Below are 24,805 nucleotides of genomic sequence, written 5' to 3'. Positions count from 1 at the left end.
GATACATGCATGCAAACCGTTTCTCAGCACCGAAAGCAGCTTGCAAATGGCGTCGGGTCCATACATGCAACTCAACAACTAGAAGCAAGGCGCTCTAGAACGCATGGCGGATGCCGAAGTCGTATCCGCTCGAAGTTCTGGGCGCAAACACGCTCGTGTTGATGAATGCCGGCCCACCCACCGTCAGCGCCGCGCCATTCCTGTTGCTGACGCGAGCCACGGTTGCATAGAGTGCCGTGCGCTTGCTGAGGTTGTGCACGTAGCCGAGGCTCACCTTGCTGCCCTTCGGGTCGGGCACCTGGGCCAAGGTCGCCGCATTCATGTCGTACTTGACGCGCGAATAGGCGGCTCGAATGAGGCCCGCTCCCACCGGGACCGTCGCGCCGATCAAATAACCTTTGAGATCGGTGTCGGGCAATGCGATCAGCGGTGAGACCGCATAGTCGCGCGTTCTGCTGACGCGGGACAGTTCACCGAAAAGCTTCACCGAGCCGAAGTCGTACGACGCACCCAGATTGGCCGTCCTGACCTCGTCGGTGGTGCCGGCGAAATAGTCGTCGGCCACGGTGCTGCTGCCGTAGGAGAGCGCAAGGTCGAGGGGGCCGTTGGCATAGCCCAGGCGGCCTCCCACATAGCGGCCGGCACGGGTTCTTGCGACCGCACCGCTGTTGAGCTGCCCGGTGAGCGGGTTCACCCCCGGCGGCGTCGCGCTGCCCGGGTCGTAGCTGTCGTTCTCGTGCAGTGCATACATGAACTGGCCATAGAAGCCGCTCAGCCCGGCCGGCAGGAAGTAGCCGATCGAGTTGCCGACGCGCAGGTAGTTGACGTTGCCGCCGAAGGTGCCGGCGCCGCCGGTGGGATTGAAGAGACTGGCCGACGAGATCAGGTTGGCCCCGACGCCCACCGCGCCGAAGGGGTCGTACACGGTGTCGTTCCAGAAAGTGGGTGCGAAGTCGCGCCCGATGCGGAGCTCGCCGAATCCGCCCATGAGGCTCACCGTCGAACGCCGGCCGAAGTTCGCGAGGCCGGTTGCGCCGTCGTCGTTGGTGATCGGGCTTTCGAGCCAGAAGCCGGCTGCGAGCCCTCCTCCCAGATCCTCCGTTCCCCGGAAGCCCAGGCGGCTGTTGTTGTAGGCCGAGTTCGCGAGCGCGGTGCGGCTGACGGTGCGCGAGCCCTGGTTCACGTAGAACGGCGAGGCGGGCGTCGCGGTGTTCCGGTCCTCCGACTTGCTGGCGTAGTGGCTCACCGATGCATCGACGACGCCGAAGAGAGTGACCGAGGACTGGGCCCAGGCCGCACCGGTCGAGCCGAGGGCAAGAAGGCCGAGCCATGCGTATCTCGATCGGTCTCCATGGCGTGCATGAGGGTTGCGCTTCACGTTGTCTCCTGTTTTTTCATTGCGATCCGAAGGGGGTTGCCGGGCGTGGATCAGTCGATCCGGCGTGCTTGTGCGTGCTTGTGCGTGCTTGTGCGTGTTCGTGCTATCGTTAGCATAAATTCTAAGGGCGTCGGCGCGAAGAAGTCAATGGTGATCCAGCCTGCTCGCCTTGGCAGGCAGCGCACGTGTGTGCTATCGTTATCTCATTCCGGGCATTCATCTCATCCCATGGTCACGATCAAAGACATCGCCGCGCGCCTCGAGGTTTCCGCTTCCACCGTGGGCCGTGCCCTGGCCGACGATCCGCGCATCAGCGCGGCCATGAAGCAGAAGGTGCAGGAGGTCGCGAACGACATGGGCTATGTCGTCAACCGGGCGGCGCGGATGATGCGCGGCGTCTCCAGCAACCTGGTGGGCCTGGTCGTTCCGGACATTCGCAACAGCTTCTACTCGACCATCGCGCACGCCCTGTCGAAATGCCTGGAGAGCGCAGACCTGCAGCTCACGCTGTCCGAAACCGATGACGATCGCCTGGTCGAGCTGCGCCACATTCGCGAACTCACCAGCGTCAACGTGGCCGGGATCATCATCGTGCCGACCTCGCGGCCGCATCCGGAATCGGTGCGCCTGCTGAAGATGACGCCGTGCATCCAGCTGCTGCGCAGGCATGCCTCGCTGGGCGAGCATTGGTTCGGCATCGACGACACGCAGGCGCTCTTCCAGGCGACCCGGCACCTGGTCGAGCTCGGCCACCAGCGCATCGCCTACATCGGCGGCACCACCGACCTGCCCACCGGGGCTGCGCGCCTGCAAGGCTTTCACAATGCCCTCGCCGGCAGCAAGGCGGCCGCGCATGTGCGCGAGGAACTCGGCGCCCCTGCGTCGACGGACTTCGGCCGCGACGCGATCCGGCGCCTTCTTGCGCTGCGCAGCCCGCCGACGGCGGTGGTGCTGGGTTCGGTCCAAAACACGCAGGGCGTGCTGGAAGAGCTGCATGCATGCGGCGTGAGCGTGCCCGAGGCGCTGTCCGTGGTCGGCTTCGGAGACGAACTGGGCTTCCGGTGGTGGGGCCCCGGTCTCACGACGATCAGCCTCCCCGTGTCCGAACTGGCCACCGCCTGCGGGCTCTGGTTCATTCATCAGCTCAAGCAGAAGTCGGCCCACCCGGCGCCGTACAGCTCCGTCTCGCCGCCCTCGCTCGTCGTGCGCGGCAGCACACGCGCGGCCGAGACGGCCAACGCCAGCCGCGCCCCGGCGCGCGCCCGGCAGCTGGCCGGCTGAGCATTCCATCTCCATTCAGACCATGAACCACACTGTCCTGCTCACCGATTACGCCTGGCCCGACGACGACATCGAGCGCCGCATCGTCGAAGCCGCCGGCATGCGCCTCGTGAGCGGGCCGGCGACGCCCTTGCCCGCGGAGGGCGTCGAGGCCCTGGCGCGCGAGCACCAGCCTTCGGCCATCCTGACTTGCTGGGCGCCGGTGTCGGCCAACGCCATTGCGGCAGTGCCGGAGCTCCAGATCGTCGCCAGGCTGGGCGTAGGCCTCGACAACATCGCGGTCGGCGCGGCGACGCAGCGCGGCATCTGGGTGACCAACGTGCCGGACTACTGCGTGGAGGAAGTGTCCGACCATGCGCTCGGCTTCGCGCTCGCATGGACCCGCGGACTGCTTCCCTTCGACCGCGAGGTGCGCGCCGGCCGCTGGAACCCCGCCACCGCCAGGCTGCGCCGCCTGGCCGCGCTCACCTGCGGGATCGTCGGTTTCGGGCGCATCGGCCGCGCGACTGCGCGCAAGCTGGGCGCCTTCGGCTGCCGGGTGCTGGCGCACGATCCCCATCTTGCCGACGACGGCGACGGCGTCGAGAGCGTGGATCTCGACACCCTCCTCTCCCGCAGCGACATCGTGATCGTGCATGCGCCGCTGACAGCGTCGACACGGCACCTGATCGATCGCGACCGGATCGCCCGGATGCCGCGCGGCAGCCTGCTGATCAATGTCAGCCGCGGCGCCGTGGTCGACACGGACGCGGTGATCGAGGCACTCGACAGCGGGCACCTGTCCGCCGCCGGCCTGGACGTCCTCGAGTCCGAGCCCGAGGTGCCTGCAGCGCTGCGCGCCCATCCCGGTGCCATGCTCACGCCGCATGTCGCCTTCTCGTCGGATGCCTCGCTGATCGAGCTGCGCCGGCGTGCGGCCGAGGAAGTGGTGAGGGTGCTGCGCGGAGAAGCGCCGCAGCAGCCGCGCAACGCCGGCCCGCGGCGATAGCCGCCGACCCTTGCGCCGCCGGACGCGGCGCATGCCGCGCGGCGGCGTGCAGGCTCAGCCAGCCAGCGCGCGGCCCCACGCGCTTGCGACGAGCGAGAGGCGGCTCGCGGAACGCAGGACCAGCGGGAGGGCGAAGGCGCGCACCCGCTCTTTGTGCACCTCGTCGCTCACGTACTCGATCGGCGACTTGCCGTCGATGCGCGCGAGCAGCAAGGCGGGCAGCAAGCGGGCGGCGCGCCCTTCCAGCTCGGCGCGCGGCTCCCAGCCGGCCTGCCCGAAGTAGGCATCGGCCAAGGCCGCGAAGGCCGCGAGCAGCGCCTCGCACCGGTCCGGCCGCACGAGGCACTTCAGCAGGAGGTGGTTCAGGCAGAAAGCCAGGTCGAAGGCCGGGTCCCCGTACCAGGCACACTCGGCGTCGAGCAGGACGGGCCCGCGCGGGCCGACGAGGATGTTCTTCGGACTGATGTCGCCGTGCACGAGTGCGATGCGCAGTCCGGCCGTGCGCTCCGCCAGCGCCGTCAGCGGCCCGGAGAGCGCCGGGTAACGCTGCGCGGTCGCGACGAGGTAGGGATCGAGGCGCAAGGCGCGAAAGTTATCGGTGGTGTCGAATGCGGCGGCGAGCTCGGCCCTTCCCGCACTCGCCGCATGCAGCTCGCCGAGGACCTGCCCGACGGCGCGCGCCGTGCTCGTCGACACATCGCCGGCCATCAACTGGTCCTTCCAGACCGGATGCGCTTCCGGCGAGAGGAAGGACATGGCGAAGAGGCCCGCCTCGGAGTCATGGGCGAGCGGACGCGGCACGCTGTCGGGCGCGTGGCCCGCCGCGAACTGCATCCATGCCCACTCGTAGGCGTTGCGCGACACCGGCGCCTGCCAATCCGCGGAGACCTTGAGCCTGGCGAGCGCGCGCTTGATGCACAACGATCGGCCCGGCAGGTCGACGCGCCAGATGTCGGAGGACACCCCGCCCGCCAGCGCATGCCAGCGCGCCGGCTCCTGCGCGCTCGCGAGCCCCTGCGAGACCAGGAATGCGCCGAGCGCAGTTTCCGGCGCGTTCACGCCGCGTCCACGGCCTGGGGAAGCACGACGTAGTTGCTGAAGCCGCCGTCGCGGTCCTTCAGGCCGGAGATCGCCTCGTTCACGCGCGAGAGCGGGAAGGTGCGATGCTCCAGGTACGACAGGTCGAGCGTGCCCGTGCGGACCATCTCGGCCATCTCCTGGCCCTGTGCCGTCGTGAACCAGTTCGAGCCGATCAACTGGATCTGCTCGTCCATCAGCCACTTCACGTCGATCGGCAGGTCTTCCGCGACGCCGCCCACATTCACCACCTTGCCGCCGCGGCGCACGCCCTTCATCGAGTCGAGCATGGTCGACGCGGGCGCCTTCGCGCCCAATGCGCTGATGGCGAAATCGGCGCCCTCGCCGCCCGTGAGCGACTTGGCCCATTCGCCGGTGGACCCGTGGCCGAGCTTCATCACCTGGATGCGATCGGGTGCCAGCGCCTTGATCCTGGCGAGCAGCCGCTCGTCGCGCCCGGTGCCGAGGATCTGCGACAGGCCCATGGCCAGCCCGAGCATCGTGGCCGCGACCCCGAGCGTGCCGGTGATGCCGTCGATCAGGGCGACCTGACCCGGGCCCGCTCCCGCGTTCTTCAAGGCGCCGTAGGAGGTGCCTAGATAGCCGAAGCGCCCAGCCTGCTCGAAGCTCAGGTTGTCCGGGATGTCGACGATCGCGTACTCCGGCGCCGTCATGTACTGGCTGAAGCCGCCGTAGGGATACAGGTCGAAGATGCGCTGCCCGTCCCGGCTGGTGCTGAAGTAGCCGTTCAGCGTGAAGTAGCGGCAATGGCTGCGCTGGCCGGCACGGCATGCCTGGCAGGAGCCGCAGGAGCGCAGCGGACTCACGTAGACGCGGTCCCCCGGCCTGGTGTTGATCACGGCCTCGCCGACCTCTTCGACGATGCCGACGGGGTCCAGCCCGAAGACGGCCGGAAAGCGAGGCAAGGGCTGGTGCGGAAACCAGCTCGGCCAGTTGTTGATGACGTTGGCCATGTTGGGGACGATGCCGCAGGCCATCACCTTCACCAGCACATCGGTGGGACGGGGCTTGGGGATCGGGATCGTGTCGAGCGACATCGGCGTGCCGAGCGCATGCAGCCGGGCTGCGATCATGGTTCTGTTCATGGGGACCTCTTTGCGTGAGCGGAGCTTTCGCGCGCGGGCCCGCGTCCGGCGACGCCGGATCGGTCTTGGCACGAAAGCGTTCCGGGAAAAAAACTCAGGGTGCGGCGAAGGCCGCGCCCGGAGGGCGAAACTTGGGCGGCCAGACCGTGACCCATTTGCCGTTCTGGGCTTGCTTGATCTTGGTGTCGGCAACCCCGCTGTTGAACTTGCCGTCGAAGCGGCGTGTCCCCAGCACGGTGTCGACCGGATTGGCCCTGAGCCAGGCGGCCATGGCCTTGTCGTCGAGACGCCCCACCGCCTTGGCCGCGGCTTCCAGGATCTGCCAGGCGGCGTACTCCGCCGCGGCCTGGTAGTCGACGTGCGGCCAGGAGAGGCCCGCCGCCTTCGCACGCTCGTTGTACGAGGCGACGAACTCGGCGGCGCCCGCGTTCTGCGTGAAGGGCGCGTGGTCCTCGAACCAGGTCAGCGTGGTCAGCCCGCCCGCCTGCGGATTCGACACGGTGGGCCCCGGCGCCGGAAACAGATGGAACTGGCGCTCGGGCTGGTAGTCGATGCGCTTCATCGCATCGAGCAGCTGGGCCGCTTCGAGGCCGACCGCGCCCGACCACAGCAGGTCCGGCCTGGCGTCCTTGATGCGCGCGGCGATGCCGCCGAATTCGCGCGTTCCGAACTCGTACTCGAGCGACAGCACCACCTTCAGGCCGCGCTGGGCCGCGACCTCCTGCCCGCCCTTGGCGAGATCGAGGGCCGATGGAAACTTGCTGGTGACGAAGGCGATGGTCTTCGGCGGCGTCGCGGTGCTGGCGTAGGCGTCGAGCAGCACCTCGGTATCGGCCTTTCGCGGCTCCGGCCCCAGGGGGAGCGCGGGAAACTGCAACTCGTAAGGCGCCAGGCTCGGGTCGCCAAGGCTGCTCTGGACGAACAGCCTGCCGAAGCGCTGTGCCACGCCCATCGCCGCGATGATCGAGCTGGTGCCATAGGGCCCCATCAGCAGATCGGCCTTCTCGCGCGTGATCAGGCGTTCGTACAAGGTGCGCGCGTTGCCCGGCTGCGACTGGTCGTCGAGCAGCAGGAACTCCACCTTGCGGCCCAGCAATCCGCCCCGCTTGTTCAGCGAATCGACGAAGGCCTCGGCCGCGACCTTGTGAATGCCGCCCACCGGCGCGAGCGGCCCGGTGAGAGGCAGCGTGCCGCCGACGCGGATCGGCTCCGCGCTGCCGCCCGCCTGCGCGCGTGCGGGCAGGCCGTGTGCCAGCACCAGCGTGCCGGCCGCGGCCAGAAGGGTGCGGCGCTGTCGTTGAAATCCAGCAATGCTCATGGTGTGTCTCCTCGCGTTGTCAGATGACCGGCTCAGGCGATGCCGGCCGTGCGTGCGGCGGCTTTCACCGGTATCCGTCCTCGAGCTCGATGCCGAGCGCGCCCATGATGCGAACGCCGGAGTTGTACCAACCGATGGTGAGGACCAGCTCCACCTGCTCGCGCTCGGACAGGAAGGCGGCGGCCTTGCGCCACGTGGGTTCGCTCACATCGACCTTCAGGGTGGACTCGCGCGCCAGCGCCATGACGGCCCGCTCCTCTTCGTCGAAAAGCGGCGAGCTTTCGAATTCGGGCACGGCCCGCAGCTGTTCCGCGCTGATGCCCGCCTTCAGTCCGTGGGACTGGTGATGCGCGATCTCGTAGGCCGACGCGGTGCAATGCCCCACGGTGAGGATCGCCAGTTCGCGCAGCTTGGGGCTCAGCTCGGAGCCGCGCAGCGTGTTGGCATAGGAGATGAATCCGTCCAGCGCCTGCGGCGCATGCGCCAGCGCCCGGAAGATGTTGGCGGTGGGCACCTTGCGCTCCCGTTCCAGCCGGTCGAAGAGGGCCGGATCGGCCTGGGCGTCCGAACGTTGGAGATACTTGACTCGTGCCATGGCAATGACCTTTCTGTTGCTCAGTTCTGGGCGGAGAGCTTCAGGGCGTAGCTCTCCAGCGTTTCGGGATTGGGCTTCTCGGCCGGTTCGATGAGGGAGGTGCCGGCGAAGCGGGTGGCCTCGAAGTACCAGCGGGCCGGGGCCGGGATGCCCCAGCGCACGTTGGTGCTGAGCGAGGCCGCCTCCCACCGCACCGGCTCGATCTCGATGTCGATGGTCTGGTAGTGGCTGTTGAACAGCTCCACGCGGTGGCCATCCGGATCGCGCAGGTAGACGAACAGCATGCCGCCCGGCCCATGGCGCCCCGGCCCCCGTTCCACCGAAGCGGCGTAGCCGTAGTTGCCCGCCAGATCGCAGGCCGTGAAGATGTTGTGCGACTCCGAGACGGTGTAGGCGAAGTGATGCAGGCGCGGCCCTTCGCCATTCACGATCGCCAGGTCGAGGCAGGTGCCCTTGCGGTACATGAAGGCGCCCAGCAGCTTGTCCCCGTGCGCGATGTACTCGGAGTTTCTGAAGCCGAGCCGGCTGTAGAACTCGCAGAGCGCATAGGTGTCGGGCGCCAGCAGCTGATAGTGGTCGAGGCGCTGCGCATGCGCGCCGGTGAAGCTCTCGCACTTGAGGTACATCCGCGGCAGCGTCTTCATCTGCGCGCAGAGTTCGATCTTGGTGCCCATCGGATCATCGACGTGGAGCGTGCGCCCCTGGTGCGGGACGTCGACCCATTCGGCGGCGAGGCCCTCGGCCCGGAAGAACGCATACGCGCTGTCGAGGTCTTCCTCGAAGAAGACGCGAAAGCCGATGCGCTTGCAGGTCTGCTCCGTGCGGGACTGCACCAGCACCAGGCTGTGATGGCAGGCTTCTGCAAGGCCCCGCAAGTAGCACACGCCGTCGCCCTCCTCGGAGACCACGAGTCCGACGATGTCGACGTAGAAGGCCCGGCTCCTCGCGAGGTCCGAGACATGGAGGACGACGTGGCTGGCACGCGTGATGTTGAAGGGCGGTCGAAGATTGACGGCGGGCAGCATGAGGGACCTCGCGGGTGGGTTGTTGAAGCGGGAAAGGGCCGGCGGGCTCAGCCCTGGGCCGGTGCGGTGGCCGGCGTCGGCGCCGCGCGAAGCAGGCCGATCTCGGCGATCAGGTCGTTGACGGCCTCGAGCGCGAAGCCCAGGCTCGCGGCGTCCGCCAGCCGGCCGCCTTCGATCTTTCCGTTGACGCCGGCGATGACGACCTGCGGCCTGGCGATGACGCGCGACAAGGTGCCGCCCAGCGTCTCGCGCAGCTGGGCTTGGGCGCGCACGCCGCCCGTGAATGCCGGCGAGCTGGTCATCACCAGCACCGGCTTGCCCTTCAGCGGGGATGCGAATGCCGGCCGCGATGCCCAGTCGATCGCGTTCTTCAGCACGCCCGGCATGCCGAAGTTGTATTCCGGCGAGCACATCACGACGCCATCGCTCGAATCGACCGCCGCCTTGAACGCACGCACGGCATCGGGCAGGCCGGGCCCGTCCAGGTCCTGGTTGTAGAGGGGAATGCCGTCGAGCGGCAGGAGCGTCATCTCCACGCCCGCGGGCAGCGAGGCCTGGAGCGTGCGCAGGATGGCGGTGTTGCTGGAAGCTTGCCGCAGGCTGCCCGAGATGCCTGCGAGCCGGATCGTTTTCATTGCGAGTGACTGCCTTGTGATGTGGCTTGCGCCGTGTTGATGAAGAGAGCCTGAAAGTCCGCGGCGCTCATGGCGCCCGATGCTTGAACGGCAACGCCGACCAACCGCTGAATACGGCGTCGCGGCCCAGCGATGCCTCGATGCGCAGGACCTCGTTCCACTTCGCCATCCGCTCCGAACGGGAGAAGGAACCGACCTTGAGCTGGCCGGCGTCCCAGCCGACGGACAGATGCGCGATGGTCACGTCCTCGGTTTCCCCCGAGCGCGCCGAGACGATCGTTCCGAAGCCTGCCTGCTTGCCGGCCGCCAGGGCCGCATGGGTCTCGGTGATCGTGCCGGCCTGGTTGGGCTTGATCAGCACCGCGTTCGTGAAGCCTTCTGCAGCGGAGGCTGCGACGCGGGCCGCGTTCGTCACGAGCAAGTCGTCGCCGATGACCTGGCAACGGCTGCCATGGGCTTCGGTGAACCGGCGGAAGCCGTCATGGTCATCCTCGGCGAGCGGGTCCTCGATCGACAGGATGGGGTAGGCGTCGAGCCAGCCGCCGAGCATCACGATCATCTCGCCGGAGTCGAGGCTGCGGCCATCCAGCGCAAGAACATAGCGCCCGTCGCGGCCGAACTCGGAGGCGGCAATGTCGAGGGAAATGCCGACCTGCTCGCCCGGGCGCAGGCCCGCATCGGCAATGGCCCGCATCAGCATGTCCAGCGCCTGCTCGTTGCTGTCGAAGGCCGGCCAGTAGCCGCCCTCGTCGGCGACCCCCTGGAGCTTGCCCGCCTTCTTCATGAGGGCGCCGGCGGCGAGGTAGATCTCGGCGGTCCATTCGAGGGCCTCGCTGAAGCTGCCGGCCGCGGGACACATCACCATGAAGTCCTGCACATCGACGCGCCGCGCCGCATGCGCCCCACCGCCGAAGATCTGCACTTCGGGCAGCGGCATGCGCACCGGCCGCCCGCCGGCGAGATGGCGCCACAGGGGCTCCCCCGCCGAGGCCGCGGCGGCCTGCAGCACGGCCATCGATGTGGCCACGATGGCGTTGCCGCCGAGACGGCTCTTGTTCGGAGTGCCGTCGAGAGCGAGCAGGCGCGCATCGATGCCCGCCTGATCGCAGGCGTCGAGCCCTTCCAGCGAAGACGCAATCTCGTGGATCGACGAAAGCGCCTTCGTCACATCCAGGCCGCCGAAGCGCGTGCCGCCATCGCGCAACTCCAGCGCCTCTCCGCTGCCGGTGGAGGCGCCGGCGGGCGCGATGGCGCGGGCGGTGACGCCGCAGGCCAGCGCCACTTCCGCCTCCACCGTCGGGCGTCCGCGCGAATCCCACACGCGGCGGCCTTGCAGCCGCGTGATCCTCGTATCAGTCATGAGCATTTCCTGTGTCGAATGGCGTGTTGCTCCGTGCCGCGCCCGATGCGCCGATCAGCACGAAGGCGAGGGTCGCCGGCCGCTCGCTCTTGTTTCGCCATGCGTGGCGGGTGCCGTTCTGCACCACGACGTCATGGCGGCGCAGATGTGTCGAGCGCCCCTCGTCGAGCTCGAGCCAGATCTCGCCGTCGAGGACGATGCCGTAGTCCATGGTGTCGGTGGCGTGCATGCCGTCGGGCTCGAAGCGCTCGGCCAGGCCCGGGCTGATGGCGAGGTTCTCCGCGGCAGCGGCTGCAGGATCGAAGTCCGGCGCCGAGAACACGCTGTCCGGCGGAAAGGTGACGATCAGGAAGCGCGTCGCGCCCGGCGCAGGCACGAAGTCGGCAACGGCCGGCGTCGGGTCCACGCCGTCGAAGGGCAAGCCGGGCACCGGCGCACTCGCCCACACCAGGCGCGACACCATGCCGGGAATGTGCCGGAAGGCGTCGGAGCGCGGTACGGCCGAGTCGAGCGCCAGCGCCGACGCGCCTGCACCGTCGTGGCCGGTCACCACGCGGCGGATGACCAGCGGTGCGCCTTCTTGAAGCAGGAGATCAGACGCCAAGATAAGCCTCCCGAATGCGAGGGTTGCCGAGCAGCGTGTCGGGCTTGCCCGAGGTCACGATCCGCCCCTGCTCGATGACATAGGCGTGGTGCGCCATCTCGAGCGCCTTGTGGATGTTCTGCTCGACCAGCAGCACGGCCACGCCACGCTCGTTGATGGCGCGGATGATCCGGAACATGTCGTCGACCACGGCCGGCGAGAGGCCGAGCGAGGGCTCGTCCATCAGCAGCAGCCGGGGCCGCGCCATCAGCGCGCGGCCGATCGCGACCATCTGCTGCTGCCCGCCGGACATCGAGCCGGCGATCTGATGGCGCCGCTCCTTCAGGATCGGGAAGAGCGAGAACACCTTCTCGAGCGAGCCCTCGCCCGAGCCGCGCGCTTCGGCACGGTAGCTGCCGAGCTCGAGGTTCTCGAGAACGCTCATGTGGGTGAACAGGCGCCGCCCTTCAGGGACGATGGCGATGCCGTGCTCGCACACGCGATGGCCCGGGATCTTCGCGACGTCCGTCCCGTCGAGCCGGATCTCGCCCTGCCGCGCGCGCAGGATGCCCGCGATGGCGTTGATCAGGGTGCTCTTGCCTGCGCCGTTGGGGCCGACCACGGCCACCACCTGGCCCGCGGCGACCTCCAGCGTCGCATCCCAGAGCGCGGGCGCGTCGCCGTAGGACACATGGAGTTTTCGTACTTCAAGCAGCATGGGCAGTCCCCAGGTAGGCGCCCACGACGCGGGGGTCCTGCATCGTTTCGCGCGGTTGTCCGAGGGCGAGCAGCGCGCCCTGGTCGAGCACCGCGATGCGGTCGGCGAGCGCCACCACGGCGCGCATCAGGTGCTCGACGAAGACGATCGTCGTCCCGCCGGCCCTGATCTTTCGGATCATCGCGATGGCCTGGTCGACTTCGGTCGGGGTCAATCCACAAAGCACCTCGTCGAGCAGGAGCAGGCGCGGCCGGGCTGCCAGGGCGCGCGCGAGCTCGACGAACTTGCGCTCGTGCAGGTTGAGAGCGGGCGGCAGGAGATCCGCCTTGTCCTCCAGGCCGGTGAAAGCGAGCCAGCGTCGAGCCAGCGCTTGCGCGTCGCCCTCCCCTGTCGACGCGCGCGACCCGCCGAAGAAGGCGCACAGGCGAACGTTCTCCAGCACCGTCAGGTGGTCGAAGAGGCGCGGGATCTGGTAGGTGCGCGCGATGCCGCGGCGCGCGATCTCGTGCGGTGCCAGGCCGTCGAGGCGCGTGCCCGCGAGCTCGATGGTGCCGGAGGTGAGCGAGAAGTGGCCGCTGATCATGTTGATCAGCGTCGACTTGCCGGAGCCGTTCGGCCCCACGAGCGCCAGGATCTCTCCCTCGTCCACCTGCAGATGAACGCCCTGCAAGGCCCGGATGCCGCCGAAGGATTTCGCGACTCCGCGGCAGACCAGCAAGGGGCGCCCGGTCACGGCGTGGAGGGCAGGCGCCTGCATGACCACCGCGTTGTGCGCCTCCGGCGCAGCCGTCGGCGCCGGGTCCTTGCGGCGGACCCGTCGGGCGAGCAGGCTGGGGACGATCCCCTGCGGCAGGACCAGGATCACGACCACGAGTGCGAGCGCCACGCCTGCGCGGCCGATCTCGGCATGGCCGCCGCCGACGAAAAGACTCAAGGCCACGGTGATGAGCGTGGCGCCGATGGCCGGCCCTGCCCAATGGCGGGCGCCGCCCAGGATGCTCATGAGCACGACGTACAGCGGCACGGTGATCGAGAAGGTCTCCCCCACCGTCACGTAGCCCAGGTAGCCCGCCTGGATCGCTCCCGCCGCGCCGGCGATGGCCGAGGAGATGGCGAAGGCGGCCAGCTTGTAGTGCAGGGTGGGCACGCCCTTGACCTCCGCCACGTCCTCGTCGTCATGGATGGCGAGCAAGCCCGCCCCCAGGCGCGACCGGAGGATGCGGCGCGACACGGCGAGCGCCGCGAGCGCGAGCGCGAGTCCGAGGAGGTAGATGGCACCCGGCACCGTCGTGCCGAACTGGGGAAGGGCCACATTGCTCAGGTAGACCCCGCCACCCCCGTCGAGCGGCGTGTTGGAGATGATGGCCGCCAGCACATAGGTCACCGACAGCGTCAGCAGCGCGAAGAACTCGGCGCGCAGGCTCTTGATGCGGAACACGACAAGGCCGATGCCGAGAGCCAGCGCGGCCGCGATCGCCGCCGCTGCCGGAACGGTCAGCAGAAAGGGCACGCCCCACTTGCCGGCCAGCGTGGCGGCCGTGTAGACCCCGGCACCGAAGAATGCCGCGTGGCCGAAGCTCCAGTAGCCCGAATAGCCGCTCAGGATGCCCCAGCTGGTGGCCAGCGCGATCCAGAAGAAGACGACATAGAGGTACGACAGGTAGAAGTCGGCGACGCCTGCGTAGGGAAGTGCGATCAGCCCGGCCACCGCCGCCAGGGTCGCCGCACGGGCACGTTGTAGTGTCAGAGCCATCTGGGCTTCCACAGAAGAAGGACGATCAGGATCGAGAAGGCGACCAGAGGTGCCCAGGCGGGATTGACCGCCGCCATAGTGATCGACTCGGAGACGCCGATCAGCACGCCGGCCGCCAGGGCGCCCAGCGGCCTGGCGAGCCCGCCGATGATCACCACCGCGAAGACGACGCCGATCCAGGCCTCGATCTGCGAGGGCGCGAGCGTCGAGGTCAGCGCGATGAACACGCCGGCAACGCCGGCCAGGGCGGCGCACAGCCCGGCAAGAAGGTACGACAGGCGCGTGGCATTGATGCCGAAGGCGGCCGCGATGGCGCCGTCGTGGGCGGCAGCGCGCAATGCCTTGCCGAGCAAGGTCCGGTTCAGCCCCGCCCACGCGGCGATGGCGAGAAGCGCCGCGCAAGCGAAGGCGGCGAGTTCCAGCACCGGCACGAACACGGGCCCGATCTGCAGCGACTCCTGGGCGTAGCCGGACTCGAACTTGCGATAGTCGGCGGACCAGAGCCACTGGATCATGGACTCGATCAGGATGGTGATCCCGAACGTCACCAGCATCGACGCGAACTCGTCGACCTTGAAACGCACGAAGACCGCGTGCAAGGCCAGGCCGGCCACGAAGAACGCAGGCACCACAACGAGCGCCGAGAACCACGGCGCGATGCCGAACTGGGTGCCCAGCTGGTAGGTGAGATAGGCGCCCAGGAAGGCCAAGGCGAAATGGCTCAGGTTCACCAGGCGCAGCAAGCCCCAGCTCAGGCTGAGTCCGAGTGCCAGCAAGCCGTAGATGCCACCCAGCAATACGCCGCCGATGGCCGCTTGGGCGAGCAGCGTCAGGCTCATGGTGCGCACGCGTCCGGCTCGCGGCCCGGCCCGGGCGATGCGGCGCACGCTCCGATGCGCCGCAGAGGGTGTCCAATTTTGCTCATAACGCGATGTCTCCTTGGTTGTGCTAACGTTGGCATTGATTCTGCAAACGCCTGCTCCCCTTGTCAACGATTTTCTCACGATGCGTAGTGGACAGGGTTTCGGTTGACAGTCGATGGCTTGAGGGCTAACGTTCGCATGAACTCATCATCCCAACGGAACAAAACGGAACTCCCCATGCACATCGCCAGGTACGCGTTGGACGATCGCGTCCACTACGGAATCGTCGAGAACGAAACGACGCTCGTTCGACTGGACGGCTCGCCGCTCGACGGCCTGAAGCGCAGCGGCGCCATCGATGCGCTCGCGGCCGTGCGCCTTCTCGCGCCCATCGAGCGGCCCCGTGTGTTCGGCCTCGGCTACAACTACATCGCGCATTCCAAGGAGGTCGGAAAGGCGGTCCCGCAGTTGCCGGTGCTCTTCATGAAGCCGAGCACGACCGTCATCGGCCCGGACGAGTCGATCGTCTACCCCGACGACGGACAGAACATCCATTTCGAGGGCGAGCTCACCGTCGTCATCGGCAAGCAGGCGCGCCACGTGTCCGAGGCGAACGCGCTGGACCATGTGTTCGGCTATACCTGCGGCAACGACGTGAGCGATCGGGTGCTGCAGCGTCGCGAAAGCGAATTCGGCTGCCTGCTCGCGGGCAAGGGCTACGACACTTTCGCGCCGATGGGGCCGGTGATCGCCACCGGGCTGGACCCTTCCGGGCTCGGGATCATCACGCGCGTCAACGGCACCGTGCGCCAGGACGGCACGACCTCGGACCTTCTCTTCTCCGTGCCCGCAATCGTTTCCTATCTCAGCCGGTACATGACCCTGCTGCCGGGCGACATGATCATGACCGGCACACCCGCGGGCGTCGGCCCCATTCAGGTGGGCGACACCATCGAAGTCGAGATCGAGGGCATCGGCATCCTGCGCAACGATGTCGTGGCGGAGGATCGCGGCAGCGCGCATTCCAGCTGAGCGGCCGGCGCCCGGGCCGCTCGGGAAGCGGGTCGGCTTCGTCATTGCCATCACCCGCGGCAGAGGATGACTCAGCGCACTTGGTCTGCGATCCAGCGCAGGATGAAGTCAGCCACTTCCGAGTTGTTCCTGTCCTGCATCATCATGTGCGAGTTGCCCTTGATGCCTACATCGGGAAGGCGCACCAGGGTCGCCCGGCCCCCTTCGAGCCGTTTGATCCGCTCGACCACGGCCTTGCGCGCCGCGTAGCGGGGCTGGCCCGTGAACACGGGAGCGTCGAGATGGTCGCCGAACAGTTCCAGCACGGGGACCCCTCGATAGGCCGCGATCTGCGCGTCCGTGGGTGCGACCGACTGCGCGCCCTCGATGTTGACGACGGCCTTGACCAACGCCGGACGCAGTCCGACCAGCGCATCGGCAAAAGGACCAGCCAGCGAATGGACCACGACGATCGCGGGGCCGATATCGTCCAGCAGGGCCGCGAGCGCCTTCGGGGCCGTTCCCATGCCTCCTCTGTCGAGCATGGCCTCGGCGAAAGGCACCCCCTGCGAAGCGAATCGCGGGAATGCCTCGACCGGAAACTGCGTGTCGGGGTAGGCGGTCCCGTGCGACGGCCCGAAGCGAAAGAGAGGCCAGGCGAGTTCGGCCGTCACCATCAACACGCTGGCGGGCAACCCGGCGACGCTCTCCCCGGCCTTGGCTGCGTTGATGGCGGTCGCGTCGAAGCCGGAGCGCCCGCGCCCCGGCGTGTCCACGACGTAGACGGCATGCCCCTTGCGCGCGAGGTAGGTGGCCCACCCCTCCCGTCCGTCGGGCGTGGTCTCGTAGCTCATCCCGGTCAAGCCGCCGCCGTGCACCAGCACGATGGGGATGGCGCTGGTCCTGTTGGCGGGGATGCGGTAGTGCACGTACATCTGGTTGACCGTCACCGTTCCCGGCTTGACCGGGCCGGCCGGCGAAACGCCCGGATGCTTCGAGGTGGCAGGCTCCCCGTTGACGAAGAACATGCCCTCGTCGGCCAGGTTCAGGGGCCCGCCGATCGAAGCGGCGGCGGCTCCGATGCACCCGCATCCGAGCACGAGCGCGCAAGCCGCGGCGGCGATCTTTCCGTCCATGTGAAGCATGAAGCCTCTCCGTTGTGTTCTGATGACGCACGAATTAGAGGCCCTGGGCTGGGGCGCGTCCAACGAGGAAAGCCAATGAACTCATTGGCTCCGCTCATTGACGAACCGTGCGCGCCGGCCAGGGTCGCGTCAACGATCGCCCACGGCTGCGCCGCAGACCTCCGCGACGAGGGAGCGGAACCATTGATGCGCAGGGTGAGCATGCAGCCGCTCATGCCAGACCAATTTGTACAGGAGCTTCTCCACCTCGAACGGCAGGCCGCGCGTCACAAGCTTGTTCCTGGCCATGAGCCTGCGAGCGTGGCCATGGAGAAGGTCGCTGGGAACACAGACCAGCAGGTCGCTGTCGGCCACGATCCGCAGTGCGTCGGCGAAGCGATTGACGACTGCGACCACGCTGCGGCTGCGGCCATGCAGGCTGAGCCAGCTGTCGACGATGCCCATGTCCTGACCCGACGGGGAAACGAGCACGTGCCGCGCGTCGGCCAAGCTATCGAGGGACATGGCGCGGCCGAGTTCGTGCCCTCGCCTCATGACGCAGACATAGTGGTCCGCACGGAGACTGTGCACATGGACGCTGTGGGGCAGCGCCGGAAACATCCCGACTGCGCAGTCCAGCGTGCCGCGTTCGATCGCCTCGAGGGAACTGGCATTCGTGTGGTGGGAGAACGCGACACGCCCGAAAGGCGAGGCCTCGCTCAGCTTCAGCGTGATGCCGGGCACCGCCTGGGATGCAAGGCTGTCGGTCACTGCAATCCGGAAGGTGGTGGCGTCCGCACGAGGATCGAAATGCTGCGGCGCGATCGAGGCGCGTAAGACGGCGAGCGACCGATGGATGTCGGGCCACATCGCCATCATCCGCGCCGTCGGCCGAACGCCGTTGGCCACCTTGATGAACAGATCGTCGTTGGTCAGTTGGCGGGCGCGACGAAGCGCATTGCTGACGGCCGGCTGTCGTGAAGAGTAGTAAAGATGGTTCTTCCGCACTTGATGTGACGACGGCCCTCGTTTCAATTGGGGTGCAACGTTCGAATCCGCAGCAAATCGAGGCTTGCACGACCGTACATCTGGCGCTTAAGGAACTTGAGTCGGTTGACCTGCCCTTCGACCTGTCCGCTGCTCCAGACCGATTCAAACGCCGCGCGTACCGCTGACAAGTCGCCCTTGAGCCCAACCGCGAAGCGGCGCAGTTCCGGTACACCGCAACTGCGTGCCCGTGCGAGCCAGCCGTCGAAGCCGATGACGTCGCGACGATGGACCAGCCCAAGAAAATGCCGAGCCATGTGACCGGCGATGGCGATCGAGGGTTCGATCCTGCAAAGGGTATCGACGAACCGCTTGTGATCGCTGTGCTTCCGCTCGTGATTGCCGCGATCGTCCCAGCCGACGAGCCAGGCATAGGCCCGCCCTGGTGAAGGGCGAGCAAAGCGTTCGACACCGGTTGGAGATCCGTGTGGCTGCTGCGCCGTGGCGCGTGTTCGCGCCATCTCATTGCGCACGGTGTTTCGACTGCCCGCAAAGCCTTGGCCTTGCAGTTCGTGCCAGACACGGGTGGCGCTGACGCAGCCTTCTGCGGTGCGGAAGTCGACGTATTCACGATGGGCATCGAGCATCTGGTAACCCCTCGTGCGCTGCGCCCGTTCGGGAAACGAGCCGGAGCGAATGAAGTTGCTTATGGTGCGTTGGTCAAGGTTCATCGCGCGGCCGATCGCCTTGAAAGTCTCTCCGAGATTGTGCCGACGCACGGCCTCTTCGTAGAGGGCGAGTCGTGCCGCGCGGCGGTCGATCCCGAGACGCTGCCAGATGGTGAGCGCGAGTACCTTGGCGCCGTTGTCTGCCCTGAGCGGCTCACGTCCAACGTACAGTGCTTGGCCCACCAGCCTCGCCGCTTCTCGCAGCTTCGCGGACTGACGCATCAAAAGGCGCTCCACCACCTCCCGCAGATTGCTCAGAAGGTGCCAGCGATCGGCGACCTGCTGCGCTGCAGGTGCTGCGCTTTGAACAGCGTCCGAATAGGCCCCAGCCCGGTCTCTGGCGACCACCGTGACAGTCGGGTGACGTAAGAGCCAGTCGGCGACCATTGACGTCTCCCTGTTGCCGATTAGCTCGATGGGCCTGCGCAATTGCAAATCGACAATGATCGTCCCATACCGATGGCCGCGGGCCATTGCCCAGTCATCGATGCCGACAACGACGGGCGCTGTCTCTGGCGGCTGGCATCCGGCGCGGCGCAGCTCGCGCAGCACGGTGTCGTCGCTGATGCGCATGCCGAGGCGGGCTGCCAGTCGAGCGGCTGCCGCGCCGCCGAGCGCGTAGCCCAGTGACCGCAGCACTTCGTTGAAGCCTCGGGTGCGGCGATGTCCCGTGGAAGCGAAGGTGCCGAGGCGCTCCGAGAATGTGCGCTGCTTGCAGTTCGCATTCCCACACTTGAAGCGACGAACCTCGATCGAGATTGTCACGGGATGACCGAAACAGGGCTGATCGTCGAGCTGACGATGGTAGCGACCGTGTACCTGGTCACTGCGGCGCGAACATTTCGGACATTCGGCCCATCGGGTTGAACTGGTCGCCTCCACGAAAAGGCGCTCGTTCTCCTCGTGCCACTCGATGATTCGCTTGCCGACACCTGCAAGTGAACTCGTCAGACCGGGAATGACAATCATCGCGCCCCTCCGTTGAAGTTGGACGTCGATCATGCCGCCGGCACCGTGTCGTCACATCAAGTGCGGAAGAACCATCATTACTACACTTCACGGGAGGGCACGATGGCAAGAAGAAAGAGGTCGAGCCCGGTGGAGGATTTCCTGGAACTGGTCGCCATGCTGCCCTGGTGGGCTGGAGTGGTCCTGGCTCTGATCTTCTACGTGCTTTTCCACCGCTGGGCGCAAGCGGTGCCGGTGACGGCCTTCCAGCCGGGCAGCGTCGCGACGACCGCCGTCCGGTCCGCCGGAGCCACGCTGGCTGGCTATGGGCAGTACATCGTGCCTGCCCTTTGCCAGATCGGTGCGGGCATGTCGGCCTGGCGCCGCCGGGCGCGTCGGATGCTCATGGGCAACGTCGCGCACGCCAAGAGCGCAGATGCGCTGGACGGCATGTCCTGGCGCTAGTTCGAGGTGTTGGTCGGTGAGGCCTTCAGACTGCAAGGATTTCGCGTGCAGGAGACCGGCGGCGGCGGTCCAGACGGTGGTGTCGACTTGGTACTGAGCAAGGGCGGCGAGAAGTTCTTGGTGCAGTGCAAGCAGTGGAAGGCCTTCAAGGTCGGCGTGGAGGTGGTGCGAGAGCTGTAGGGGTCGATTTGTTTTCAGTGTCAAAACTGACGGTTCGGATCCCCAGCAACGGCGCGGGGGCAGTTCGCTAAGTTGTTGATTTCGCAAGCATTGCTGTTCGCTTCGCCGCGGCGTATCGTCACCGGCCCCCGAACTGCGAAGGAGCACGGCAATGCAAGGCTGGCAGACGTCCTATCTGGGCCTGCGCGACATGCCGGGCGAGGTCAGCGAATTCGAGCTACAGGCCTTTTTCAGTTTCAGCCGCGCCGAACTCGAACTGATTGCGCGGCGGCGCAGCGACAGCCTCAAGCTGGGCTTGGCGCTGCACATTGGCTTCGCCCGCATGACCGGACGGCCGCTGAACAGCGTGCGCACCGTGCCCCTGCCCTGCTTCGCCACCTTGGCCGCGAGCTCGACATCTCCACGCCCGCCCTGGTGTCGCTGCGTGCGCTGTACGCCCGCGGGCGCACCCTGTTCGACCACCAGCAGCAAGCCTGTGAATGCCTGGGCTTACAATGGATGACCGAGCACCAGCGCCGCGCTCTTGTGAGGGTCCTGCGCGATGAAGTCGCGCACTGCTCCGACCGCGAGCGACTCTTGGTGCTTGCCAGGCAGTGGCTCTACGACCATCGCCTGCTCATCGTGCACGACCGCGTGATCCGCGCCATGGTGGCGGCCGCACTGGTCGAATTCGAAGCATCGACTGGCCAGGCCATCATGACAACGGTGCCTGCGGCGACCCGCCAGCGCTGGACCTCAGCGCTCAATACACCGCGCCCGGACGGTGTGCACTGCCAAAGCTGGCTGTGGAGCGCGCCGGCAAGGCATTCCACGCGCCAGATTACCGAGGTCCTGGAACGCATCGCATTCCTGATCGATCTCGGCGTCGATCGGCATCTGGGCGATCTCAATGACGTGCTGGTGCGCCGCTACGCCCGGCGCATGGCGGGCCGACCCCTGTCGGTCAGCGCCAGGATCAAGGAGCCGGCTCGCACGCTGGAGGTGAGCTGCTTCCTGCGCTACTGCCTGCTCACGGCCACCGATCAGCTCGTTTTCATGTTCCAGCGCCGCGTGGCCGACCTGTGGCGCCACGGTGCCGACGGCGTTGCCGCCTCCTTGGATTGGGCGCAGCAGTACCAGGAGTTGCTGCTGCAACTCTCCGAGCTTGCCTCCCATGACGATGTTCCCGATGGCGAACTTCGCTCGCGCCTGCGCGAGATCGTCGCGGCCAAGCGCGCCCAGCGCCCGCCGAGTCGAGCATCGGTCATCCGACAGCGTCTGATCGACGCCGTCGCGCCTGTACGCTCGCTGCTGGTCGGCGTGGGCCGGCTGCCCTGGCAGGCTACCGGCGAGCATCCCGCGCTCGACGCGTTGAACAAGCTGCGAGCCGGTTACGCCGCCGGCGCCAAGCGACTTCCAGATGGGGCCACGGCGCCACGCCTTGGCGCAGCCTGGCGCGCAGCCATCGCCGACCCTGATCGCGAGCGTGCCTTCAGGGCGCTGGAGGTCGCCACCCTCCTCGCGCTGCGCCGGGCGGTGCGCAACGGCTCGGTTTGGATCGAACATTCACTGAGCTTTCGCGGCCGGGAGCGCTTGTTCCTGCCCGAGGAGCGTTGGCAGGCCGAAGCTCGGCGTCACTACGCCAGGCTGCAGCTGCCGGCCAAGGCCAGCGAGTTCCTCGTGCCGCTACTCGCACGCGTTCTCGTCGGTGTCGACGCGGTGGCAGCCGCCGCGCGCTCTGGCGATCTGCGCGTTGACGACGAGCTGCATCTGGTGTCATTGGCCGCGGAAGAAGAGGATCCGCAAGTCACCAGGCTGAGGAGCCAGCTCGATCAGCGCATCGGCGAGGTGCAACTCCCCGAGGTCATCCTGGCCGTGGATGCCCAGGCGCGGTTCAGCTGGATCATGCTCGGGCGTGAGCCGAGGACGGACAAGGAACTGCTGATGGCCGCCTATGCCGGTATCCTCGCGCACGGCACCAGCCTCACTGCGGCCGAGTGCGCGCGCATGATCCCGCAATTGTCGGCCACCAGCATCCGCCAGGCTATGCGCTGGGCCGGCGACGAGCGTCGACTGGCCCAGGCTTGCCAGGCGGTGTTGGAATTCATGCAGCGCCATCCCATCGCAGCAACCTGGGGCCGAAGCGATCTGGCCTCCTCCGACATGATGAGCCTGGAGACCAGTCGGCGCGTCTGGCAAGCACGCCAGGACCCACGGCGCCAAACGGCCTCCATCGGCGTATACAGCCACGTGCAGGACCGTTGGGGAATCTTCCACGCGCAGCCAATCGTGCTCAATGAGCGTCAGGCGGGCGCCGCCATCGAAGGTGTCATTCGACAGGAACGCATCGAGACATCTCAGCTCTCCGTGGACACGCACGGCTTCACCGACTTCGCGATGGCCCTGTCCCGATTGCTGGGCTTCGACCTGTGTCCGAGGCTGAAGGAACTCAAGCAGCGGCACCTCTTCGTGCCACGCGGCATGAAGGTCCCCAAGGAGATCGCTGCTGTCTGCCAGGCCAGTGTAGACACCACGCTTATCGAAGCCCATTGGGACAGCCTCGTGCACTTGGCCGCCTCGGTGATGTTGGGCCATGCCAGCGCGGTGACCGCGCTGGCCAGATTCGGCTCGGCAGCGCGAGGAGACCCGATCTATGACGCCGGTGTACAACTGGGGAAGCTGCTGAGGACGGCGTTCCTGGCCGACTACCTTGTCAACGGCGGTTTCCGGCGCGAGTTGCGACGGGTGCTCAACCGTGGCGAAGCGGTGAACGCGCTCAAGCGCGCAATTTATACCGGCCGCGTCGCTCCGGCGCAGGCTCGGCGTGCGGACGAGATGCAGGCCGTGGCGGACGCGCTGAGCCTGTTGGCCAACATCGTGATGGCGTGGAACACGGCGCAGATGCAGGCGGTGCTGGACCGGTGGGCCAACCGGCGCCAGATCGTGCCGCCGGAGTTGACGGGGCGCATCGCGCCGACCCGCCTCGAGGGCATCAACCTGCGGGGCGTCTTCCGTTTCCCTGTCGAGCGCTACGCGGCGCAGCTGCTGCCGTCACAAACTGCAGGCAAAACAAGGGCCAGCGGCTGAAATCGACCTCTGGATAACGCGCCCTGGAGAGCCAGGCGAGGGATAGCAGAAACTCGTGTAGCGTCAAGGACTTGCGAGCGCCACCATCGCGAAACCCGCGCCAATGCTCATCCGTCGAAGCGTCACTTTTTGCACTGAAATCAAATGGACCCCTAGGTGTACGCCGTGGTGCGGCCGGACTCGGTCACCAACACCGGCAGGGAGAAAGTGGCGTGCCACTGGGTGGTGACGTTCTGGGCCTCCGGGGTGCCCGAAGCACGTGTGACCGAAGTGGGCACACGGCAAGGTGACTGGCTCCCCCATTTGGGGTATTGCAAAGCGGCTTCTGATAACGACCATTGCCGACGAGGAGGCAACACCATGCAGTCAGCTCCCCGTTTCGTTCGGATCGTAACGACGTGTGGCCTTGTGCTCTCGGTTCTGCTACAGGGCGCTCATGCCCAGTTCACTCCGACGCCGCAGCAACAGGTCAAGTGGTGCACGACGCCACAAGATCAGCTGCTTGCGAGGGTGTACACCAAGCAAGGCGGACTACAGCCGGTGATTCCGGAGCGTGTCTTGGCCGAGTTGGACGCCTGCAGTCTCGATGGCACCGAGGGGCTTGGAAGTGCGGCCCTCCAGAAAATCAAAGCGACCAACGACTACAAATGGCTGCGGCTCACGCGCTCGACGATTCACCCGGGACCATACCGCGATTCATTCATCTATGAGGAGTGTCCGGAGGGGCTCCCATGCGAGGTGAACGCCTGGGTCTCGAACAGTGTTCCAACGACTTCCGAATACGGCAAAACGGGAGGCCTGCCATTTGCAGCGATGCTCGGACATGCGGGGGACGCCGGGCATTACGAAGTTAGCGTCGCCGCGATGAAGGCGGTGCAGTCCAACTTAAAGGTTACATGGTCCGATTCCATGATCCACTTGATCGCCAGGGCGTCCGGCGATGCCGACTTCTTCGAGTGGGGTGTGCCTGCGGCTCATGCACAGACCCCAAACGATGATGACGGAAAAGTCTTCGGAACGCAGGAAGCGGCCAAGGCCAAATTCAGAGATTGGATCGCCGGCTACGTCAAAAAGTCGCTCGAACGATGCGCGACGAATGACTCGTCGGGGGCCGCATACCTTCTTGGATACATGCTGCATGGATTTCAGGACCTGGCCTTTCATGAGGGAATCACAAACGCGGAACACTCATTTCTCGATTCTGGCGAGTACGCAAAGCAGCCTGTTGACTCATCCAATGGAGAGTTCTATCTGCACAAGATGGACCTGGCAACCAAGGGTACGCGGCGGGTTCTGGAGGGCTACTTCAAGTACGTGCGGTCAAACTGGCCGGACTGTTGGAGCGCGATGGCGACGGGAACGTTGAAGTATCCTTCCTTTTTCACCAAGAAGGAGCTGATCGGTCATTGGCCGGACTTTGGCATTTTGCCGCTCATCGAGTTCAACCTGCTGGCCACGAAGGTCGAGAACGGAAAGACGTCTCTCAAGGATGAGGGGTACTTCATTCAATCTCGATGGCTCGGAGGCCTTCAGGAAGCAAGGATGCTCGAGGTTGTCAACGAGATCGTTGCGTCAAGCTTTCCTGCGCAGGCTTCGGAATGAAAGACCAATTTATA

21 protein-coding genes and 1 pseudogene are annotated in these 24,805 nt (G+C 66.7%); 7 read left to right on the top strand and 15 right to left on the bottom strand.

The genetic code is table 11. From position 1 onward, the window contains the following. Positions 1–94: 94 nt before the first annotated feature. Positions 95–1,378 carry a porin gene (locus AC3A6Y_RS33430; protein WP_487872512.1) on the bottom strand — a complete coding sequence of 428 codons (1,284 nt, stop codon included), beginning with the start codon at positions 1,376–1,378 and terminating at the stop codon, positions 95–97. 228 nt (positions 1,379–1,606) lie between these two features. Between AC3A6Y_RS33430 and AC3A6Y_RS33425 the strand changes: the two genes are divergently transcribed. Both AC3A6Y_RS33425 and AC3A6Y_RS33420 read left to right on the top strand, forming a co-directional pair. After that, complete coding sequence (locus tag AC3A6Y_RS33425; RefSeq protein ID WP_487872511.1) at positions 1,607–2,659, top strand: LacI family DNA-binding transcriptional regulator; 1,053 nt, start codon at positions 1,607–1,609, stop codon at positions 2,657–2,659. 22 nt (positions 2,660–2,681) lie between these two features. Further along, positions 2,682–3,647: a C-terminal binding protein gene (locus AC3A6Y_RS33420; RefSeq protein WP_487872510.1), complete on the top strand. Its 966-nt coding sequence runs from the start codon at positions 2,682–2,684 to the stop codon at positions 3,645–3,647. A gap of 54 nt (positions 3,648–3,701) precedes the next feature. Here AC3A6Y_RS33420 and AC3A6Y_RS33415 read toward each other — a convergent pair whose 3' ends face one another. From AC3A6Y_RS33415 to AC3A6Y_RS33365, 11 genes are all read right to left on the bottom strand, one after another. Next, positions 3,702–4,706, bottom strand: a complete 1,005-nt coding sequence (locus AC3A6Y_RS33415) for a phosphotransferase family protein (protein ID WP_487872509.1) — start codon at positions 4,704–4,706, stop codon at positions 3,702–3,704. Then, entirely contained in the window at positions 4,703–5,830 is a 1,128-nt protein-coding gene (locus AC3A6Y_RS33410; protein WP_487872508.1) for an alcohol dehydrogenase catalytic domain-containing protein, read from the bottom strand. The genes AC3A6Y_RS33415 and AC3A6Y_RS33410 overlap by 4 nt, the downstream gene beginning before the upstream one ends. A gap of 94 nt (positions 5,831–5,924) precedes the next feature. Then, positions 5,925–7,148 (bottom strand): amino acid ABC transporter substrate-binding protein, encoded by a 1,224-nt coding sequence (locus tag AC3A6Y_RS33405; protein ID WP_487872507.1) that lies wholly within the window; start codon positions 7,146–7,148, stop codon positions 5,925–5,927. A gap of 64 nt (positions 7,149–7,212) precedes the next feature. Further along, positions 7,213–7,743 (bottom strand): carboxymuconolactone decarboxylase family protein, encoded by a 531-nt coding sequence (locus AC3A6Y_RS33400; RefSeq protein WP_487872506.1) that lies wholly within the window; start codon positions 7,741–7,743, stop codon positions 7,213–7,215. A 20-nt stretch (positions 7,744–7,763) separates the two neighbouring features. Beyond that, positions 7,764–8,768 carry a VOC family protein gene (locus tag AC3A6Y_RS33395; RefSeq protein ID WP_487872505.1) on the bottom strand — a complete coding sequence of 335 codons (1,005 nt, stop codon included), beginning with the start codon at positions 8,766–8,768 and terminating at the stop codon, positions 7,764–7,766. Between the two features lie 47 nt (positions 8,769–8,815). Continuing rightward, positions 8,816–9,403 carry an NADPH-dependent FMN reductase gene (locus AC3A6Y_RS33390; RefSeq protein ID WP_487872504.1) on the bottom strand — a complete coding sequence of 196 codons (588 nt, stop codon included), beginning with the start codon at positions 9,401–9,403 and terminating at the stop codon, positions 8,816–8,818. Positions 9,404–9,470: 67 nt separating this feature from the next. After that, complete coding sequence (eno, locus tag AC3A6Y_RS33385) at positions 9,471–10,763, bottom strand: phosphopyruvate hydratase (RefSeq protein WP_487872503.1); 1,293 nt, start codon at positions 10,761–10,763, stop codon at positions 9,471–9,473. Further along, positions 10,756–11,367 (bottom strand): cupin domain-containing protein, encoded by a 612-nt coding sequence (locus AC3A6Y_RS33380; protein ID WP_487872502.1) that lies wholly within the window; start codon positions 11,365–11,367, stop codon positions 10,756–10,758. Before AC3A6Y_RS33380 ends, eno begins: the two co-directional genes overlap by 8 nt. Then, complete coding sequence (locus AC3A6Y_RS33375) at positions 11,357–12,064, bottom strand: ABC transporter ATP-binding protein (protein WP_487872501.1); 708 nt, start codon at positions 12,062–12,064, stop codon at positions 11,357–11,359. The genes AC3A6Y_RS33380 and AC3A6Y_RS33375 overlap by 11 nt, the downstream gene beginning before the upstream one ends. Then, a complete protein-coding gene (locus AC3A6Y_RS33370) occupies positions 12,054–13,817 on the bottom strand; it encodes a branched-chain amino acid ABC transporter ATP-binding protein/permease (protein ID WP_487872500.1) in 1,764 nt (587 codons plus the stop codon). The genes AC3A6Y_RS33375 and AC3A6Y_RS33370 overlap by 11 nt, the downstream gene beginning before the upstream one ends. Continuing rightward, positions 13,808–14,704: a branched-chain amino acid ABC transporter permease gene (locus AC3A6Y_RS33365; RefSeq protein WP_487872499.1), complete on the bottom strand. Its 897-nt coding sequence runs from the start codon at positions 14,702–14,704 to the stop codon at positions 13,808–13,810. The genes AC3A6Y_RS33370 and AC3A6Y_RS33365 overlap by 10 nt, the downstream gene beginning before the upstream one ends. Before the next feature lie 213 nt (positions 14,705–14,917). Between AC3A6Y_RS33365 and AC3A6Y_RS33360 the strand changes: the two genes are divergently transcribed. Then, positions 14,918–15,712: a fumarylacetoacetate hydrolase family protein gene (locus tag AC3A6Y_RS33360; RefSeq protein ID WP_487872498.1), complete on the top strand. Its 795-nt coding sequence runs from the start codon at positions 14,918–14,920 to the stop codon at positions 15,710–15,712. A gap of 71 nt (positions 15,713–15,783) precedes the next feature. Here the strand turns inward: AC3A6Y_RS33360 and AC3A6Y_RS33355 are convergent, their stop codons facing one another. The 3 genes from AC3A6Y_RS33355 to AC3A6Y_RS33345 all read right to left on the bottom strand — a co-directional run bounded on the left by AC3A6Y_RS33355 (position 15,784) and on the right by AC3A6Y_RS33345 (position 19,499). Further along, positions 15,784–16,836: a lysophospholipase gene (locus tag AC3A6Y_RS33355; protein WP_487872497.1), complete on the bottom strand. Its 1,053-nt coding sequence runs from the start codon at positions 16,834–16,836 to the stop codon at positions 15,784–15,786. 129 nt (positions 16,837–16,965) lie between these two features. After that, on the bottom strand, positions 16,966–17,823 hold the full coding sequence (locus tag AC3A6Y_RS33350; RefSeq protein ID WP_487872496.1) for a LysR substrate-binding domain-containing protein: 858 nt from the start codon (positions 17,821–17,823) through the stop codon (positions 16,966–16,968). Between the two features lie 23 nt (positions 17,824–17,846). Further along, complete coding sequence (locus tag AC3A6Y_RS33345) at positions 17,847–19,499, bottom strand: ISL3 family transposase (RefSeq protein ID WP_487872515.1); 1,653 nt, start codon at positions 19,497–19,499, stop codon at positions 17,847–17,849. A gap of 102 nt (positions 19,500–19,601) precedes the next feature. Between AC3A6Y_RS33345 and AC3A6Y_RS33340 the strand changes: the two genes are divergently transcribed. The 4 genes and pseudogenes from AC3A6Y_RS33340 to AC3A6Y_RS33325 all read left to right on the top strand — a co-directional run bounded on the left by AC3A6Y_RS33340 (position 19,602) and on the right by AC3A6Y_RS33325 (position 24,791). Continuing rightward, entirely contained in the window at positions 19,602–19,943 is a 342-nt protein-coding gene (locus tag AC3A6Y_RS33340; RefSeq protein ID WP_487872495.1) for a hypothetical protein, read from the top strand. A 6-nt stretch (positions 19,944–19,949) separates the two neighbouring features. Further along, complete coding sequence (locus tag AC3A6Y_RS33335; protein ID WP_487872494.1) at positions 19,950–20,123, top strand: restriction endonuclease; 174 nt, start codon at positions 19,950–19,952, stop codon at positions 20,121–20,123. Positions 20,124–20,274: 151 nt separating this feature from the next. Beyond that, positions 20,275–23,189 (top strand): annotated as a pseudogene (locus AC3A6Y_RS33330) (Tn3 family transposase). A 156-nt stretch (positions 23,190–23,345) separates the two neighbouring features. Then, positions 23,346–24,791 (top strand): hypothetical protein, encoded by a 1,446-nt coding sequence (locus AC3A6Y_RS33325; RefSeq protein WP_487872493.1) that lies wholly within the window; start codon positions 23,346–23,348, stop codon positions 24,789–24,791. Positions 24,792–24,805: the final 14 nt, after the last annotated feature.

The organism is Variovorax sp. Soil_C_17 (assembly GCF_057657265.1).
Note: the sequence above shows the minus strand (reverse complement) of the source record. Positions and strands in the feature narration are given on the sequence as shown.

Bases quoted from the DNA above. Each gene is read 5' to 3' on its own strand.
- AC3A6Y_RS33395 (WP_487872505.1), bottom strand. From the start codon at position 8,768: ATGCTGCCCGCCGTCAATCTTCGACCGCCCTTCAACATCACGCGTGCC.
- AC3A6Y_RS33400 (WP_487872506.1), bottom strand. From the start codon at position 7,743: ATGGCACGAGTCAAGTATCTCCAACGTTCGGACGCCCAGGCCGATCCG.
- AC3A6Y_RS33425 (WP_487872511.1), top strand. From the start codon at position 1,607: ATGGTCACGATCAAAGACATCGCCGCGCGCCTCGAGGTTTCCGCTTCC.
- AC3A6Y_RS33355 (WP_487872497.1), bottom strand. From the start codon at position 16,836: ATGCTTCACATGGACGGAAAGATCGCCGCCGCGGCTTGCGCGCTCGTG.
- AC3A6Y_RS33360 (WP_487872498.1), top strand. From the start codon at position 14,918: ATGCACATCGCCAGGTACGCGTTGGACGATCGCGTCCACTACGGAATC.
- AC3A6Y_RS33390 (WP_487872504.1), bottom strand. From the start codon at position 9,403: ATGAAAACGATCCGGCTCGCAGGCATCTCGGGCAGCCTGCGGCAAGCT.
- AC3A6Y_RS33405 (WP_487872507.1), bottom strand. From the start codon at position 7,148: ATGAGCATTGCTGGATTTCAACGACAGCGCCGCACCCTTCTGGCCGCG.
- eno (WP_487872503.1), bottom strand. From the start codon at position 10,763: ATGACTGATACGAGGATCACGCGGCTGCAAGGCCGCCGCGTGTGGGAT.
- AC3A6Y_RS33370 (WP_487872500.1), bottom strand. From the start codon at position 13,817: ATGGCTCTGACACTACAACGTGCCCGTGCGGCGACCCTGGCGGCGGTG.
- AC3A6Y_RS33375 (WP_487872501.1), bottom strand. From the start codon at position 12,064: ATGCTGCTTGAAGTACGAAAACTCCATGTGTCCTACGGCGACGCGCCC.
- AC3A6Y_RS33340 (WP_487872495.1), top strand. From the start codon at position 19,602: ATGGCAAGAAGAAAGAGGTCGAGCCCGGTGGAGGATTTCCTGGAACTG.
- AC3A6Y_RS33345 (WP_487872515.1), bottom strand. From the start codon at position 19,499: ATGATTGTCATTCCCGGTCTGACGAGTTCACTTGCAGGTGTCGGCAAG.
- AC3A6Y_RS33420 (WP_487872510.1), top strand. From the start codon at position 2,682: ATGAACCACACTGTCCTGCTCACCGATTACGCCTGGCCCGACGACGAC.
- AC3A6Y_RS33410 (WP_487872508.1), bottom strand. From the start codon at position 5,830: ATGAACAGAACCATGATCGCAGCCCGGCTGCATGCGCTCGGCACGCCG.